This window comes from Planococcus rifietoensis, from assembly GCF_001465795.2.
Lineage (GTDB): Bacteria > Bacillota > Bacilli > Bacillales_A > Planococcaceae > Planococcus > Planococcus rifietoensis.
Map to the genome: position 1 here is coordinate 819,646 of NZ_CP013659.2, position 15,761 is coordinate 835,406.

Annotated in this window: 14 protein-coding genes; 11 read left to right on the top strand and 3 right to left on the bottom strand. The window is 50.4% G+C overall.

Features of this window, described 5'->3' with window-relative positions; all coding sequences use genetic code 11:
- Window positions 1-51 precede the first annotated feature (51 nt).
- Window positions 52-567, bottom strand: a complete 516-nt coding sequence (locus AUC31_RS03910; RefSeq protein ID WP_058381289.1) for an antibiotic biosynthesis monooxygenase family protein — start codon at window positions 565-567, stop codon at window positions 52-54.
- A gap of 221 nt (window positions 568-788) precedes the next feature.
- Between AUC31_RS03910 and hemE the strand changes: the two genes are divergently transcribed.
- From hemE to AUC31_RS03925, 3 genes are all read left to right on the top strand, one after another.
- Window positions 789-1,832 carry a uroporphyrinogen decarboxylase gene (hemE, locus tag AUC31_RS03915; protein ID WP_058381288.1) on the top strand — a complete coding sequence of 348 codons (1,044 nt, stop codon included), beginning with the start codon at window positions 789-791 and terminating at the stop codon, window positions 1,830-1,832.
- Window positions 1,833-1,853: 21 nt separating this feature from the next.
- Window positions 1,854-2,786, top strand: coding sequence for a ferrochelatase (hemH, locus tag AUC31_RS03920; protein WP_058381287.1), 933 nt, complete (start codon window positions 1,854-1,856; stop codon window positions 2,784-2,786).
- 152 nt (window positions 2,787-2,938) lie between these two features.
- Window positions 2,939-3,391 (top strand): FixH family protein, encoded by a 453-nt coding sequence (locus AUC31_RS03925; RefSeq protein ID WP_058381286.1) that lies wholly within the window; start codon window positions 2,939-2,941, stop codon window positions 3,389-3,391.
- An 87-nt stretch (window positions 3,392-3,478) separates the two neighbouring features.
- Here the strand turns inward: AUC31_RS03925 and yhfH are convergent, their stop codons facing one another.
- The gene (gene yhfH, locus AUC31_RS17550; protein ID WP_083509120.1) at window positions 3,479-3,604 is read right to left on the bottom strand and encodes a protein YhfH; all 126 of its coding nucleotides are present in this window, start codon (window positions 3,602-3,604) and stop codon (window positions 3,479-3,481) included.
- Window positions 3,605-3,748: 144 nt separating this feature from the next.
- Between yhfH and AUC31_RS03930 the strand changes: the two genes are divergently transcribed.
- From AUC31_RS03930 to AUC31_RS03960, 7 genes are all read left to right on the top strand, one after another.
- The gene (locus tag AUC31_RS03930) at window positions 3,749-4,741 is read left to right on the top strand and encodes a lipoate--protein ligase (protein ID WP_058381285.1); all 993 of its coding nucleotides are present in this window, start codon (window positions 3,749-3,751) and stop codon (window positions 4,739-4,741) included.
- Between the two features lie 71 nt (window positions 4,742-4,812).
- On the top strand, window positions 4,813-5,517 hold the full coding sequence (locus AUC31_RS03935) for a response regulator transcription factor (RefSeq protein ID WP_058381284.1): 705 nt from the start codon (window positions 4,813-4,815) through the stop codon (window positions 5,515-5,517).
- Complete coding sequence (locus AUC31_RS03940) at window positions 5,517-6,524, top strand: sensor histidine kinase (protein WP_058381283.1); 1,008 nt, start codon at window positions 5,517-5,519, stop codon at window positions 6,522-6,524. Before AUC31_RS03935 ends, AUC31_RS03940 begins: the two co-directional genes overlap by 1 nt.
- Window positions 6,521-7,294 carry an ABC transporter ATP-binding protein gene (locus tag AUC31_RS03945; protein WP_058381282.1) on the top strand — a complete coding sequence of 258 codons (774 nt, stop codon included), beginning with the start codon at window positions 6,521-6,523 and terminating at the stop codon, window positions 7,292-7,294. Before AUC31_RS03940 ends, AUC31_RS03945 begins: the two co-directional genes overlap by 4 nt.
- A complete protein-coding gene (locus tag AUC31_RS03950) occupies window positions 7,266-9,203 on the top strand; it encodes an FtsX-like permease family protein (protein WP_058381281.1) in 1,938 nt (645 codons plus the stop codon). Before AUC31_RS03945 ends, AUC31_RS03950 begins: the two co-directional genes overlap by 29 nt.
- A 139-nt stretch (window positions 9,204-9,342) precedes the next feature.
- A complete protein-coding gene (locus AUC31_RS03955) occupies window positions 9,343-10,896 on the top strand; it encodes a fatty acid--CoA ligase family protein (protein WP_058381280.1) in 1,554 nt (517 codons plus the stop codon).
- A gap of 160 nt (window positions 10,897-11,056) precedes the next feature.
- A complete protein-coding gene (locus tag AUC31_RS03960) occupies window positions 11,057-13,036 on the top strand; it encodes a S9 family peptidase (protein WP_058381279.1) in 1,980 nt (659 codons plus the stop codon).
- Between the two features lie 48 nt (window positions 13,037-13,084).
- Here AUC31_RS03960 and AUC31_RS03965 read toward each other — a convergent pair whose 3' ends face one another.
- The gene (locus AUC31_RS03965) at window positions 13,085-13,861 is read right to left on the bottom strand and encodes an enoyl-CoA hydratase-related protein (RefSeq protein WP_058381278.1); all 777 of its coding nucleotides are present in this window, start codon (window positions 13,859-13,861) and stop codon (window positions 13,085-13,087) included.
- A 100-nt stretch (window positions 13,862-13,961) separates the two neighbouring features.
- On the opposite strand from AUC31_RS03965, the gene AUC31_RS03970 reads away from it, so the two are divergent.
- The gene (locus AUC31_RS03970) at window positions 13,962-15,578 is read left to right on the top strand and encodes an ABC1 kinase family protein (RefSeq protein WP_058381277.1); all 1,617 of its coding nucleotides are present in this window, start codon (window positions 13,962-13,964) and stop codon (window positions 15,576-15,578) included.
- The last annotated feature ends 183 nt before the right edge of the window (window positions 15,579-15,761 follow it).

Sequence of the window (15,761 nt, forward strand, 5' to 3'; positions counted from 1 at the left end):
ATGGGTTTCTTCTATATACACAGTAAAACAGCCGGACTAGCCGGCTGTTGATCACGCATCTTCTTCGGGTTTCGCTTTATACATGGTAACGTAAGAAGAACCGGAGAAGATATTGGCGCGCGGTTTTTCCGCTTCTTCCTGTGGTTTTTCGGAATGTGCTTTGGCAAAAGCTTGTGATTCTTTCCATTTCTCATAGAATGCCGGTGATTCCCATTCGGTCAAGACGACATACGTGTCGGAATCGAGCGGCCGCAAGACGCGGAAAGCGACATATCCGGGCTCGTTTTCAATCGCGCCGGCACGGTTCTTGAAGCGGTGCTCAAAAACAGGCCGCCCTTCGTCGGCAACCGGGATATTGTTCATGACGAAAAATCCTTTTTCGCGGAACTCGCCCGTGCCATCGACCACTTCAAAGCGGCGAGGAGTTTGGAAAATGGATTTCCCTTCGGTCTCGTGCAATAGCAAAGTCGTGTTTTCGCCTTGCATCAGCACCATTGTTTCATCCGCATGCTTTTCACGCATTTTTTTCATAAATTCGTAAGTTCCTGTCGTCATATAAATATTCATTGAAAAAGCCTCCTAATCATCGGGATACATTTTGAATTGCTACCTCACTTTTCCCTAAAATACGGCGCTTGAAACAGATGGTGTCAAATCGGTGAAGGGAATCGGGTCTAATTTATGACAATTGCCGCCGGATTCTATACAATAAGGGGCGGAGAGTCTATAGTATAGACGGATAATGAAGGATAAACTATAGCCGCAAAGACTGAAGGGATGACTAATTCATGACTTTTAATGATACGTACCTGCGCGCAGCGCGTGGAGAGAAGACCGATCATGTACCGGTATGGTATATGCGCCAGGCTGGGCGTTCACAGCCAGAATACCGCAAGATCAAAGAGAAATATTCGTTGGAAGAAATCACGCATCAGCCGGAACTTTGCGCTTACGTCACGAAGCTGCCGGTCGACCAATATGACGTCGACGCAGCGATTCTTTACAAAGATATCGTGACACCGCTTCCAGCCATTGGGGTGGACGTCAAGATCAAAGGCGGCGTCGGGCCGGTCATCAGCAATCCGATCCGCACAAAAGCGGACATCGACCGCCTCGGTGAAATCAATCCTGAGCAGGATGTCGACTACGTGCTGAAGACAATCAAGATTTTGACTGAAGAGCAATTGAACGTGCCGCTCATCGGTTTTTCCGGCGCGCCGTTCACGCTCGCGAGCTATATGATCGAAGGCGGCCCATCGAAGAGCTATAACAAAACGAAAGCGATGATGGTATCAGAACCGGAAATGTGGTTTGCGCTCATGGACAAACTGGCCGACACGATCATCCCTTACGTAAAGGCACAGATCCATGCCGGTGCAAAAGCGATCCAGATTTTCGACTCATGGGTCGGCGCATTGAATGTGGAAGATTACCGCATTTTCATCAAACCGGTCATGGACCGCATCTTCAAAGAAATTGGCGAAGAAGGCGTGCCGATGACGATTTTTGGCGTCGGTGCAAGCCACCTGGCGAATGAATGGCATGACCTGCCGGTAGATGTGGTAGGACTGGATTGGCGTTTGCCGATCACCGAAGCACGTGAAAGAGGCTTGACGAAAGCCTTGATGGGCAACTTCGACCCGTCTTATTTGCTGGCGGATTGGTCTGTCATCGAAGAACGCACGAAAAGAATCCTGGATATGGGCATGCAAAATGATGGCTATATCTTTAACCTTGGACACGGGGTCTTCCCAGAAGTGCAGCCGGACACGCTGAAGCGTCTGACGGCATTTGTCCATGAATACAGTGCAGCTTATAAACAACAGAACTAACAAACTTTTGACGAGGTGATTGTGATGAAAAAGACAATGGGATTATTGGTAATGGCGTATGGTACGCCGTATTCTGAAGATGACATCGAGCGCTACTACACGCATATTCGCCGCGGCCGCAAGCCGAGCGAAGAAGCGTTGCAGGATTTGAAAGACCGCTACAAAGCGATCGGCGGCATTTCACCGCTGGCTAGAATTACAGAAGACCAAGCGAATGGCTTGTGTGACCGTTTGAACGAATTGCAGGATGACATCGAGTTCAAAATGTATCTCGGCTTGAAGCATATCGAGCCATTCGTGGAAGACGGCGTGGAAGAGATGAAAAAAGACGGCATCGAAGAAGCGATTTCAATCGTTCTTGCGCCGCATTTCTCGACATTCTCCGTTAAATCCTATAACGGCCGTGCAAAAGAAACAGCCGATAAACTCGGCATCAAGCTGACTTCAGTGGAAAGCTGGTACACAGAGCCGAAATTCATCCAATTCTGGAGCGAGAAAGTAAGCGCGGCATTTGCTGAAATGTCAGAACAAGAACGCGCGAAATCCTGCCTGATCGTCTCTGCGCATTCCCTGCCGGAGAAAATCATCGCAAATGGCGATCCGTACCCAGACCAATTGAAAGAAACAGCGGACTTGATCGCCGAAGCGGCGGGCGTTGAAAACTATGAAATCGGCTGGCAAAGTGCTGGGCAGACGCCAGAGCCATGGATCGGGCCAGACGTCCAGGATTTGACGCGCGAGTTGCACGAAGAAAAAGGCTATAACTCATTCGTCTACACGCCAGTAGGTTTCATTACAGACCATTTGGAAGTCTTGTACGATAATGACTACGAATGTAAAGTCGTCTGTGATGAAATCGGCGCAACATACCGCCGTCCGGAAATGCCGAACGTCGACCCATTGTTTATCGATGGAATGGCCAATGTCGTCTTGAATAAATTAAACGAAAACTAATCCTGTCGAAATCGTCTAGGATGCAAGCTTTCAAGCTATAAACCGTTATTAAAACGCCGCTCGGCAGTTAACTGCGGCGGCGTTTTATCAATGAATGGGCAGAAATTGCGGCTAGTGGGCGCAATATGCGCCCGCTGCGAGGAGGAAATCACATGAAAAAGTGGATCGCTCTGATGCTGGTATTGCTGTTGGCAGCATGTGGCGAAGAAGATTCATCGGCTGGTGCGGGAGAATTGCCGCAGGAAGTGGAAGTCGAATTCAATACACAAGAAACCGCCGACCCTGGCGAAGAAATGTTGCTATCGGCCACTGTCACGCAAGGCACAGAGGCGGTAGAAGATGCGGATGAAGTGGTCTTTGAAGTATGGCAATCGGGAGCTCGTGACAATAGCGAGATGCTAGAGGCAAGCCATACGCAAGACGGGGTTTACGAATATGCATGGACGGCAGGAGAAGAAGGGCTGTATTTCATCCAAGCCCATACAACGGCCCGTCGCATGCACGTTATGCCGAAAATGGAATTGACGATAGGCAATCCGGACCCTGAAACGATTGTGCCTGATGATAGCGAAGATGCAGATGCCATGGAAAAGATGGGTCATTGATTCTTCAGTCTTCGCTGCTGTTGCACAACAGTTGGAAGGTAACGCATAAAAAAACGGCCGGAGAATTTCTCCGGCCGTTTTGTCTGTTTAGATTTCGTTACAGGTCTGGCAGTGATTGCCGTAGCACTCGTGCTGCTCTTCGATTTTCTCTCCGCAAGTGGCACACTGTTTCGGGGGCAAGTTCTTGAAGAATTCGACTACGTTCTCAATCATTTCTACCAGCTCCTTTTTGTTATAGTACTGTAAGTGATAAACACAGTGTATTATAACAGTTTAGATCCGTCAACCCTCAACCGTGATTATTTTTAAAAATTCCGTTAAAATAAAGTCAGTCAACAGTAAAAAAGGAGAGAGATCATGTATTTCGTAGATAATAAAGGCATCACAGATCCACGCATCAACCTGGCCATCGAGGAGTATTTATTGAAAACGATGGATGTCGACCAGAATCCATTCCTGCTGTTCTATATCAACGAACCATCCATCATTATCGGAAAAAACCAGAACACAGCAGAAGAAATTAATACCGACTATGTCGATTCGAACGGCATTCATGTTGTGCGCCGGCTTTCAGGCGGTGGGGCCGTGTATCATGACCATGGCAATTTGAACTTTAGTTTTATCACGAAAGATGACGGCAATAGTTTCCGTGATTTCCGCAAGTTCACAGAACCGGTCGTCAAAGCCTTGCAAGATATGGGCGTCAATGCCGAGCTTTCAGGGCGCAACGACCTCCTCGCTGAAGGGCGCAAGATTTCCGGCAATGCCCAGTTTGCGACAAGAGGGCGCATGTTCAGCCACGGCACGCTGTTATTCGATACGAAGATGGATGAAGTCGTGTCGGCTTTGAAGGTCAATAAAGAAAAAATCGAGTCGAAAGGCATCAAATCGATCCGCAGCCGCGTGGCGAATATCTCGGAATTCCTCGATCAGGAAATGTCTGTGGAACAATTCCGTGAAGCTGTGCTGCATTCGATTTTTGCCGGTGAAGAAAATGTCCGTTTCTGGGAACTCACCGATGAAGACTGGGACAATATCCATGAATTGTCAAAAGAACGCTATGCTAATTGGGACTGGAACTACGGCAAATCGCCGAAGTTCAATATCAAGCAATCCCACCGCTTCCCGGTCGGCGGCATCGATGTCCGCCTGCAAGTGGAAAAAGGCATCGTGCAGGAAGCGCATATTTACGGCGATTTCTTCGGGGTCGGCGATGTATCGGAAATCGAACAGGCGATTACCGGCGTGAAATACGAACGCGTCGCGCTGGCTGAAGCGATCGAAGGCATCGACATCCCGAAATTGCTCGGAGGGATCACGACAGAAGATTTCCTCAAGTTGATTTATTAAGATTTTCTGTGGAGCCTGCTTTCGAGCAGGCTCTTTTGTTAGAATAGAAGGAAACGGGAGGGGGAGTGAATATGGGTGAACAGCGGATATTCATTGTCGAGGATGATACGAAGATCGCTTCGCTATTGTCGGATACATTGCGCAAATATCATTACCAAGTGGAAACGGCGAAAGACTTTGACCGCATCTTGGAGGAATTCGCTGCGTTCGACCCCCATTTGATTCTTTTGGATATCAATTTGCCTTCTTATGATGGGTATTACTGGTGCCGGCAGTTGAGACAGCAGACAACTTGCCCGATCCTGTTCATCTCCGCCAGGTCAGGGGAAATGGACCAGGTATTTGCGCTTGAAAACGGCGGCGATGATTTCATTACGAAACCTTTCCATTATGAAATCGTCCTTGCAAAAATAAGAAGCCATTTAAGAAGGGCTTATGGGGAATATGCACCGAAACAAGAAGAGCGCACGGTTCGTGCAGGGCGGCTCGTGTTATATATGGAGCGGCTGGAATTGCATTGCCGGGAAACGGAAATCCCGCTCCAGAAAAAAGAAAGCACTATTTTAGAACTGTTGATTGCCGCGTATCCGAAAGTGGTAACGCGTGAACAATTGCTAGAGGAGCTATGGGATGACCAGGCGTTCGTCGATGAAAACACATTGAATGTCAATATGGCCCGCGTGCGCAAGAAATTGACGGATTATGACATCCAGAGTTTCATTGAAACGGTGCGCGGCGCCGGCTATCGGCTGATCCTTGGCAGGGAGGAGCAATGATGCTGCGGTTATTCCTGCGTGAACATGCCGCATTTATCGTCTTCCAGTTCCTGCTCGTCGGGTTCATCCTCATGCTTTACTGGCTCGATGGATTCCGCAATACGGACACGGCCATCTATTCCTTCATCATCAGCTTATTGCTATTGGCCAGTTTTCTCGGCGTCCGCTTTGCGATGCGCTACCGTTATTACGAGCGCCTCCTCAGCGATCCGCCGAATATGGAGCATGCTTTGCAGCGCGAAGGGCGTTCGCCGGAAACGGTGCAAACAGAATTGTATATGCAAAAACTATACCGCTTGTATCAATACGAAGTGCAATCGCTTTATGCGGGGCAGACCCGCCATTTGCAATTCATCAATCAATGGGTTCACCAGATGAAGACGCCGCTATCCGTCATGCATCTGCTATTGCAGGAACCGGAAGAACTGGATAAGGCGAGCATCCGGGAAGAAGTAGACCGTCTGCGCGCAGGGCTCGACACAGTATTGATGAACGCCCGTCTCGATACATTCGAGCAGGATATGCAAATCGAGCAAGCGTCGCTGCGCGGCATGGTATCCGAAATGGTGACGGAAAACAAGCGCCTGTTCATCTCGCGCCGTGTCTATCCGGAAATCGACATCGAAGAACGCTACCAAGTGGCGACAGACCGCAAATGGATGAAATTCATTATCGGCCAATTGCTGACGAATGCGGTGAAATACACATTTGAAGAAAACAAGAAACTGTATATCCGGGCCAGCTGTCTAGAAGGCACCATTACCTTGTCCGTGCAGGATGAAGGCATCGGGATCCCGCCATCGGATTTGCCGCGCGTTACGAAAGCCTTCTTTACGGGAGAGAACGGGCGCCTGAGCGGCGAGTCGACCGGGATGGGGCTGTATCTGGCACAGGAAGTATGCAATCGGCTCGGGCATGAGCTGGAAATCACTTCATCGAAAGGCCAAGGGACGACCGTATCGATTGTCTTTCCTTATCAGGAACAGAATGTAGGGGGATCAACATGACAGTAGTAAAAATTGATGAAGTGACCAAAGTCTATGAAGGAAAAGTGACGCATCGCGCGTTGAACCAATTAAGTTTCGAAGTGGAAAAAGGGGAATTTTTAGCAGTGATGGGCCCTTCCGGAAGCGGCAAGACGACGCTATTGAACTTGATTTCAACAATCGATTCATTGACTTCTGGCACCATCCTCATCAATGGCATCAATCCGCATTCGTTGGATAAAGATGAGCTGCCGCTGTTTCGGCGTCGCCAGCTAGGGTTTGTGTTCCAGGATTTCAATTTGCTGCAGATGCTGACTGTAGAAGAAAATTTGGTGCTGCCGCTGACGCTTGACGGCATGCCGATCAAAGAAATGGAGAGCCGCGTCCAGGAATTGGCGGCACGGCTTCATTTGCAGCCATTTCTCCATAAGAAGCCGAATGAAATTTCGGGCGGGGAAGCGCAGCGTACAGCAATCGGCCGCGCGCTCATCCACCGCCCGGCGCTCATACTTGCGGACGAACCGACCGGCAATCTCGATTCGAAAGCTTCGAAAGATGTGCTCGAGTTATTGAGCGGCTTGAGCCGTGAGGAAGGGACGACGATCATCATGGTGACGCACGACCCGATCGCAGCGAGCTATTGCGACCGTGTGCTGTTCATCAAAGACGGCGAATTCTTCAATGAAATTTACGGGGATGACCGCCGCCAAACCTTCTATCAAAAGATTCTCAACGTGTTATCTCTATTGGGAGGCTCCGTCAATGACCTTTCGCCAACTCGCCTTCCGTAACGTTTTCAGGAATTTGAGAAGCTACGCAGCCTTCCTATTGGCCAGCGTCTTTTCGGTCATGGTGTTCTTCATCTATTCGATGTTCATCTTCCACCCGTTATTCGAAGAAGAAGGGTTCCGTGTATTGGCCGTGCGCGGCATGTTCATCGCGGAAATCGTGCTGTATATTTTCACGCTGTTTTTCCTGTTCTATTCCTTAAGCGCGTTTTTACAGGCGCGAACAAAAGAATTCGGCGTCTTGATGCATCTCGGCATGAGCAAAAAGCAGCTTAATAAATTGGTGTTTTTCGAGACAATGATTCTTGGCGGCCTGTCGACAGCGGCGGGGATCGTCTTCGGTTTCGCGTTCACGAAATTCTTTTTCATGATCGGCCGTGAAATCATGCAATTGGAAGAATTGCCGCTGTATTTCTCCTGGAAGCCGTTTGTGCTGACCATCGGCGCATTTGCCAGTTTGTTCATCATCATCTCGCTCATCAGCGTGTCCTTTATCCGCACAAAACGCGTCGTCGATTTGCTGGAAGGTTTCTGGAAAACCGAAGACGAAGCGGCGTATTCTCCAGCTTTATCGGCATTCGGATTGGCGCTTTTGGGCATTGCGTATTTTTTGGCGGCGACAGTGTCCGACCGCACCGTTTACATCATGGTGTTCATCGTCCCGCCACTCGCGACGATTGGCACGTATTTGTTTTTCACGCACTCAATCCATACCTTCCTTCAATTGTATAAGAAGCGCCGCAGCATCTATTGGCATAAAACACGCCTTGTGTCGCTTGCCGAAGCGGCGGTTAAGTTAAAAGACAGCGCGCAAATGTTCTTTATCGTGACCATCGTCTCGACCGTCGCCTTCCTGACGGTCGGGACGCTTGCCTCGTTCACTTCCTACACTGCGGAGTTCCGGCAAAGCAATCCGCTCGGGTTGATCTATGTTTCTTTTGAAGGCAATGCACTCGAACAGCAGCAATTGGACCAGCTGAAGCGAGAGCTTGAACAACAGCAGCTTGCTTACACGCTCGTGCCTTTGGAAGTGAAGCGTCAGACATCGAGCGCAAGTGGCAATGACGTCGACATCATGTCCTTGACCCAGTTCAACCGACTGGCCGAAGCTCTCGGTCACGAACCGGCACGGCTTCAAGCCGGCGAAGCAATGTTTGTTCCGTTTTCACAGGAGTCACTCCGTGAACTGCAGAAAAGTTATGCGGAGACGGAACTGTTGGAAAGCGGGGTGGAGCTGACGATCGACCAGACCTACCCGCAAGTGCTGTTTCCGGCGCATACCTTGAATGCCAATACGATCATCATGAACAATGAAGATTTCGGGGAAGTCGATGAACCGTTAATGGGCTACCCACAAGGCGCATCGGATTTCCGCTATTATGCCTTCCATGTGCCGGATTGGACAGAGACCGTGGCAATCGGCGAAAACGTCCGCTACCCGATTAGCGAGGCAATGCTCAGCGGCAATTTTGCCGGCCTCAATTATTATTTTGAGAATCCGGGTTACGAATACCGCTGGTTCAAATCTTCCTTTGCGCTGCTATTGTTCATCGGCTTGATGGTGGCCGCGGTGTTCCTGCTGGCAGCCGGAAGCTTCATTTACTTTAAATTGTATACCGGGCTCGAACGCGACCGCAGGCAGTACCAGTTGATGGTGCGTCTCGGGATGACGGAGCGGGAACTTGGCAAAATCGTCAACCGCCAGCTCGTGCCGCTGTTTTTCCTGCCTTGGGCGCTCGCGCTTCTTCACAGTGCTTTTGCATTCATTTCGCTTCAAGTGGTGTGGGATGAGTTTGCAGAGCTGTCAATTTTGTCTGAGATGTCGATTGTGCTTGGCGGTTTTACGCTTATGCAGATTCTCTATTTCTTCTTGATCCGCTGGCGCTATATTGCCCATTTAAAAGCATATTGACCTAAACGAACCGCCGGAATCATTCCGGCGGTTTTTTGCTGGGGATTTTTGGCGGGCAGTTGTATTGTCTGAAGATTTATTTTATAATGAAAAAAGTAAATATGAATGAGTATTCATTCAATAGAAAGAGGGATATTCAATGAATTTGGGAGAACGTGTTCACGAAATTGCACAACAGGAAGCTGGAAGAATTGCCTATACGTTCATGGGCAAAGACACGACTTACGGTGAATTCGACCAATCGGTATCGAAATTCGCTGGTGCGTTGCAAGATCTCGGCGTGGAAAAAGGGGACCACGTCGCATTTCTTTTGAGCAACACCCCGCATTTTCTCATTTCGCTTTATGCGACGTTGCGCCTGGGCGCCACAGCTGTTCCGGTCAACCCGATCTATAGCCCAGATGAAATCGCTTACATCGTCAACAATAGCGATGCAAAAGTGGTCATCGCGCTGGACGCTTTGCTGCCGCTCGTTGAAAAAGCGCACCAGGCCTTGCCTGCAGTGGAAACATACGTCATTTGTGAGACCGACCCATCGACTGCTGAAAAAATGGCACAGCTGCCGGAAGCAGTCAAAGGAAAGGTCCGTTCATTCACACAGCTTCTTACAACTTCCAATGCATTTGGTGGAACAGCTGATATTTCACAAGATGACAACGCCGTCATTCTTTATACGTCTGGGACGACCGGCAAGCCAAAAGGCGCTATGCTGACACACGGCAATCTCTATTCCAATGCACAGGATGTTGCGGAGTATCTGCAAATCACGCCGGATGACCGCGTCGTGGCGACGTTGCCTGTGTTCCATGTGTTCGCCTTGACCGTCGTCGTCAATGCTCCGTTACTACAAGGGGCAACGATTGTCCTCGTGCCGCGCTTCACGCCGCAGGACGTTTTCGCTGCGACAAAAGCGACAAAAGCAACCGTTTTCGCCGGTGTTCCGACGATGTTCAATTTCATGTACCAACTTCCCGATGTGGATCCGTCCGATTTCGCTTCTGTACGTTTGGCGATTTCCGGCGGATCCGCGATGCCTGTCGCGTTGCTGCATAATTTCGAAGACAAATTCAATGTGCGGATCTCGGAAGGCTACGGCTTGTCTGAAGCTTCGCCTGTCACGTGTTTCAACCCAATTGATCGCGAGCGCAAAGCCGGGTCGATCGGCACATCGATCACCAATGTCGAGAACAAAGTCGTCAATGAACTCGGCGATGAAGTGCCGGTCGGGGAAGTGGGCGAGTTGATCGTTCGCGGTCCGAACGTCATGAAAGGCTATTACAAAATGCCGGAAGAAACCCAAGCAGCGATCAAGGACGATTGGCTTTATACGGGGGATCTGGCGAAAGTCGATGAGGAAGGTTATTTCTACATCGTCGACCGCAAGAAAGACATGATCATTGTCGGCGGCTATAATGTCTATCCGCGTGAAGTGGAAGAAGTATTATTCGCCCATCCGGCAATTGTCGAAGCAGCGGTGGTCGGCTTGCCGGATGCCGATTTCGGCGAGTCGGTCAATGCTTATGTGGTGTTGAAAGATGACTCGGTTTCCATCGAGGAGCTGCAAGAATATTGTGCGGAGCATTTAGCGAAATACAAGGTACCGCGACATATGGAAATTCTCAATGAATTGCCGAAAAACACGACCGGCAAAATCCTGCGCCGTTCGCTGAAAGACCAGGCTGTTAAAAAATAACCGTGCACCGCTTTCCGCTTCTGTCGGGAAGCGGTTTTTATATGTAGAAATCCGCTAGACAGGTTTTCAAAGAGCTTTCATTGAAAAGACAGACAATTATCGATATAGTGAAAGGGCAACTGTTACGACAAACGAAATATATATCCAGGAGGCTGAGCGTGTGTCGAAAAAAGCTGTTGAAATAGAAGATTTACTCGCATTAGTGTCCGTGACCGACCCGAAGGTTTCACCCGACGGGAAGCGGGCAGTATTCGTTCAAACAAAAATGGACGAAGAAGATAATACATATCATTCGCATGTGCACCATATCTCGCTGGAAACCGGCGAGTCGATTCCTTGGACTTACGGAAAAAACCGCAACAGCCAACCGGCTTGGTCAGCAGACGGCCGCCATATCGCTTTTCTATCCGACCGCAGCGACAAGAATCAAGTATACGTCCTGCCGGCAGGAGGCGGGGAAGCGCGCGCTGTGACGGATTTTGAAAAAGGGGTAAGCAGTTTCCGCTGGTCGCCTTGCAATAAGAAAATCTGGGTCAATGCGCTGGTGCAGGACGGCAAAACCTTCACGGATCGAGAACCGGAACAAGAAGAGGACAAGAAAAAGCCTGAACCTTACCGCACGACGGTCATGAAATACAAAATGGACGGCAACGGGCTGGTCAAGCAGGACTACCACCGCCAGATAGGCTCTGTGGACCTGGAAACAGGAACGGTGGAGCAGTTGACGGAAGGGGCTTATCACTTCGGCTTGGAAGCCGTTTCCCATGACGGCACGAAACTAGTGTATGGATCTGCCAAAGAAGAAATTCAGGATTTCATTTTCCGCCAGTCGCTCTACATGCGCGATCTGGAAACGGGAGAAGAAACGGCTATCATCGAACAAGACGGATACTACGGGAGCGCCGCATTTTCCTTCGACGATGCACGCTTGGCGTTTGTCGGACATTCACGTGCATACGAAAATGCCACGCAAGCCGAACTGTATGTATACGATGTGGCAAACCAAACGACGCAGTGCCTGACAGAAGGCATCGACGCACCGATCGGCGATTATGTCGTCGCTGACCATCAGCAAGGGGCGCAGGCACCAGGCGTCGTCTGGACACAAGATGACCATTTATATTTTCAAGTGTCTACAGATGGCGATGTGCGCCTGTATTTCGCTTCGCTTGACGGCGCGGTGTATCCGGCTTCCCCCGAAGATGAGCATGTCTACGGCTACGACATCGCTAGAGACGGCAGCTTTGCGCTGGCCGCGATCAGCGACCCGGTATCTCCCGGCGAGCTCTACAAACTCGCCATTTCTACAGGAGAGCGCGAGGCACTGACTTTCTGCAATTCACACTACCTAGAACAAACGGAATTGATTGCACCGGAAATCGTTTCGCATACAACGGAAGACGGCTTTGAAGTACATGGCTGGCTCATGAAGCCCCGTGGATTCGAACCGGGCGGAAAATATCCGCTCGTCGTCAATATCCACGGTGGGCCGCATGCCATGTACGCCAATACATTCGTCCATGAAATGCAGGTGCTTGCAGCAAACGGCTACGGCGTCCTGTATGTCAACCCACGAGGCAGCCACGGCTACGGCCAACGCTTTGTCGATGCCGTGCGTGGCGACTACGGCGGCGGCGACTACCGGGATATCATGGGGGCACTCGACAATGTTCTCGCAGAAAATGACTGGGTGGATACAGAGCGGCTCGGCGTGACCGGCGGCAGCTATGGCGGATTCATGACCAACTGGATCGTCTCGCATGACCAGCGCTTTAAAGCGGCTGTAACCCAGCGCTCGATCTGCAACTGGATTTCCTTTTTCGGCGTTTCAGACATCGGCTATTATTTCAGCGAATGGCAACATGGAGCCGCCATGGACAATGTCGACAAGCTGTGGGAGCATTCCCCGCTGAAATATGCGAAAGACATCCACACGCCACTGCTCATTTTGCATTCGGAAAACGACCATCGCTGCCCGATCGAGCAAGCGGAGCAATTATTCATCATCTTGAAGAGCATGCATAAGGAAACGGAGTTCGTCCGATTCCCGGAAGCCGACCATAATTTATCGCGTACCGGCAAACCGAATTTGCGTTTTGCGCGTTTGCAGGAGATTGTCGGCTGGATGAAGCGACTGTAAATATGTAAAAAAGCCAGGCGGAGCAATTGCTCCGCCTGGCTTTTTTGGTTAACGACCCTTGAATTCCGGCTTGCGTTTCTCGCCGAACGCGAGCAGCGCCTCGACGCGGTCTTCTGTCGGAATGGTGATTTCGTATGCTTTTCGTTCGATTTGAAGCCCTGTCTGCATATCAGCGTTCATACCGTTTTTGATGGCGAATTTGGCCTGCTGCAATGCGATCGGCCCGTTCGCAAGGATCGAATCCGCAAATTCGCCTGTCACTTGCGCCAAGTCATCGCCCCCAGCGAGGCGGGTGACGAGGCCGTAATCAAGCGCCTCTGGCGATTTCAAGCGGCGCGCAGTCAAAATCAGTTCCATCGCTTTCGCTTCGCCGATCAATCTCGGCAGGCGCTGCGTGCCGCCGGCGCCCGGGATGATCGCGAGGCTCGTTTCGGTCAATCCGAGCAATGTATCATCCGTCACGATGCGGAAATCACACGCTAAGGCGAGCTCCATGCCGCCGCCGAATGCGTAGCCATTGATCATGGCGATTGTCGGCTGCGGCAAGTTTTCGATGGTCGTGAACACTTCGCCGATTTTGTATATATTGCGCTTAACTTGCTCTTGCGTCAAGGTCTTGCGTTCTTTCAAGTCCGCTCCGACGCTGAACGCCTTATCGCCGGCGCCGGTAAAGACGACAACCCGGATATCCGGGTTGATGCGGATTGCTTCTGCCACTTGGCCAAGTTCGGCGAGCATATCGTAATTGAATGCGTTCATCGCATCCGGCCGGTTCAATGTGATGAACGCCAAATTTCCTTTTTGTTCATAATGAATTGTGTCCATATCCATCCCCCTTTAATAATCCATCCGTTAAAAACATACCACTTTTTGGACTAATCTGTCACCAAACTCTATAATGGGAACAACAGGGGGGAGCTCATTCATGAACCAGGTTACATATCTCCGTATTTACCGCATCGTTTCCATGGCGATCCGATTTTATGTGCAAGTGGCGCTTTTCCAAAGGCGCAATAGGGGCAAGTGGACTCCAGTCGTTGAACAGCGCTGGAATGAGCTCGTTACCCGCCAGGCAAAAGAATACAAGGAACTGGCGCTCAAGCTGGGCGGCTTAATGATCAAATTGGGCCAATTCCTGTCAACCCGTGCGGATATCATGCCGCCAAGCTTTTTGGCGGAACTCGAGGGCTTGACGGACCGTGTGCCGTCCGTGCCGCGAAAAGACATCATCGAAGTGCTCGAGCAGGAATGGAATGTCGAGCACGGCAATTATCTGGATGAATTATCGGACCAAGCAATCGCTTCGGCCTCCATCGGCGAAGTGTTCAAAGGCCGTTTGAAGAATGGTACCGAAGTCGCTGTCAAAGTTCAGCGCCCAGGAACCGACCGCATTATCCGGGCCGATTTCCAGGCGATGCGCATCGTCATCTGGCTCGCGAAGAAATTCACCCCGTTTACGAAACAAGTCGACTTCGACCAATTATACGTCGAGATGACCGAAACGATCGGCGCGGAACTGAACTTCGTCGGCGAACTTCAGAACGGTCGTGCTTTTGCGGACCGTTTCGCGGAAATGGACGGCGTCCACATCCCGGTATATTACGATGAATATACGACCCGCCGTGTGTTGGTGATGGAATGGATTGAAGGCGCCAGAATCACCGACATCAGTTTTATCGAAGAGCATGGACTCAACCGCCACGAAATTTCCGAGCGATTGTTCATCCTGTTCTTGGAGCAAGTGCTGTACGGCGGCCAGTTCCATGCCGACCCACATGGCGGCAATATCCTGTTGAAACCCGACGGCACCATTGTGTTGATCGATTTCGGCATGATCGGCACGATTTCCGAACGCGATTCGCAAGCGATTCTACTGATTGCGGAAGGCATCCTGTTCAAAAACTACGAACAAGTACTCGACGGTTTGGAAGATTTGCGATTCCTGTTGCCGAATGCAGACCGCGACTTACTAGCGGATGCTGTTGAGCGGCTCGTTGCTGCTTACGAATCGAACGAATTAATGCAAATGGACAGTTTTGTGGTCGAGCGGTTATTAAAAGACATGCAAAACATTGTCCGCACGCAGCCGGTGCAGCTGCCAGCGGAATTTGCCTTTTTTGGCCGTGCGACATCGATTTTCGTTGGCGTCTTGCATGTATTGGATCCTAAAGTTGATCTCTTCGCCCTTGCGCGTCCACGCGTACTAGAGTGGGCTTCGACCAAACGGGAAGGAAAAGGGATTTTTGGGAAAGAAGACGTCTTCCGTTGGATCCTTAATTCCACGGGGCCGGCACGGGCATTTCCGAAAAAGCTCATCAACTTCCTTGATGAACCAGAACGCATTCGCCATTACTTGGAGAATAAGGAAGGGCGGGAGCGGGAACACCAGCGCAACCTGCAGAGCCGGATGTTTGCCGGCATCTTCTCACTGCTGTCGTTTTCCGGGATTTCATTATCCGTCTGGTTCTGGCACGAACCGTTCCTATGGGTATCGTCGGTGTTTTTCGTCGGCTCCCTGTGGGCGTTCCGAGCCATCCGTTAAACAGAAAAATCGCCTTATCGAAATGCAGGTGTTGGGCCTGCATGCCGAAAAGGCGATTTTTTGTAGTGGATGGATTCTGCCCGGTCCTTCAGGCATAGAAAAACAATCGAAATCATCTTTTTTTAACTGGCGGCTCTTGCAATTTCCGGATTCCCGGTTAAAATGAAAATAAGAACACTTGTT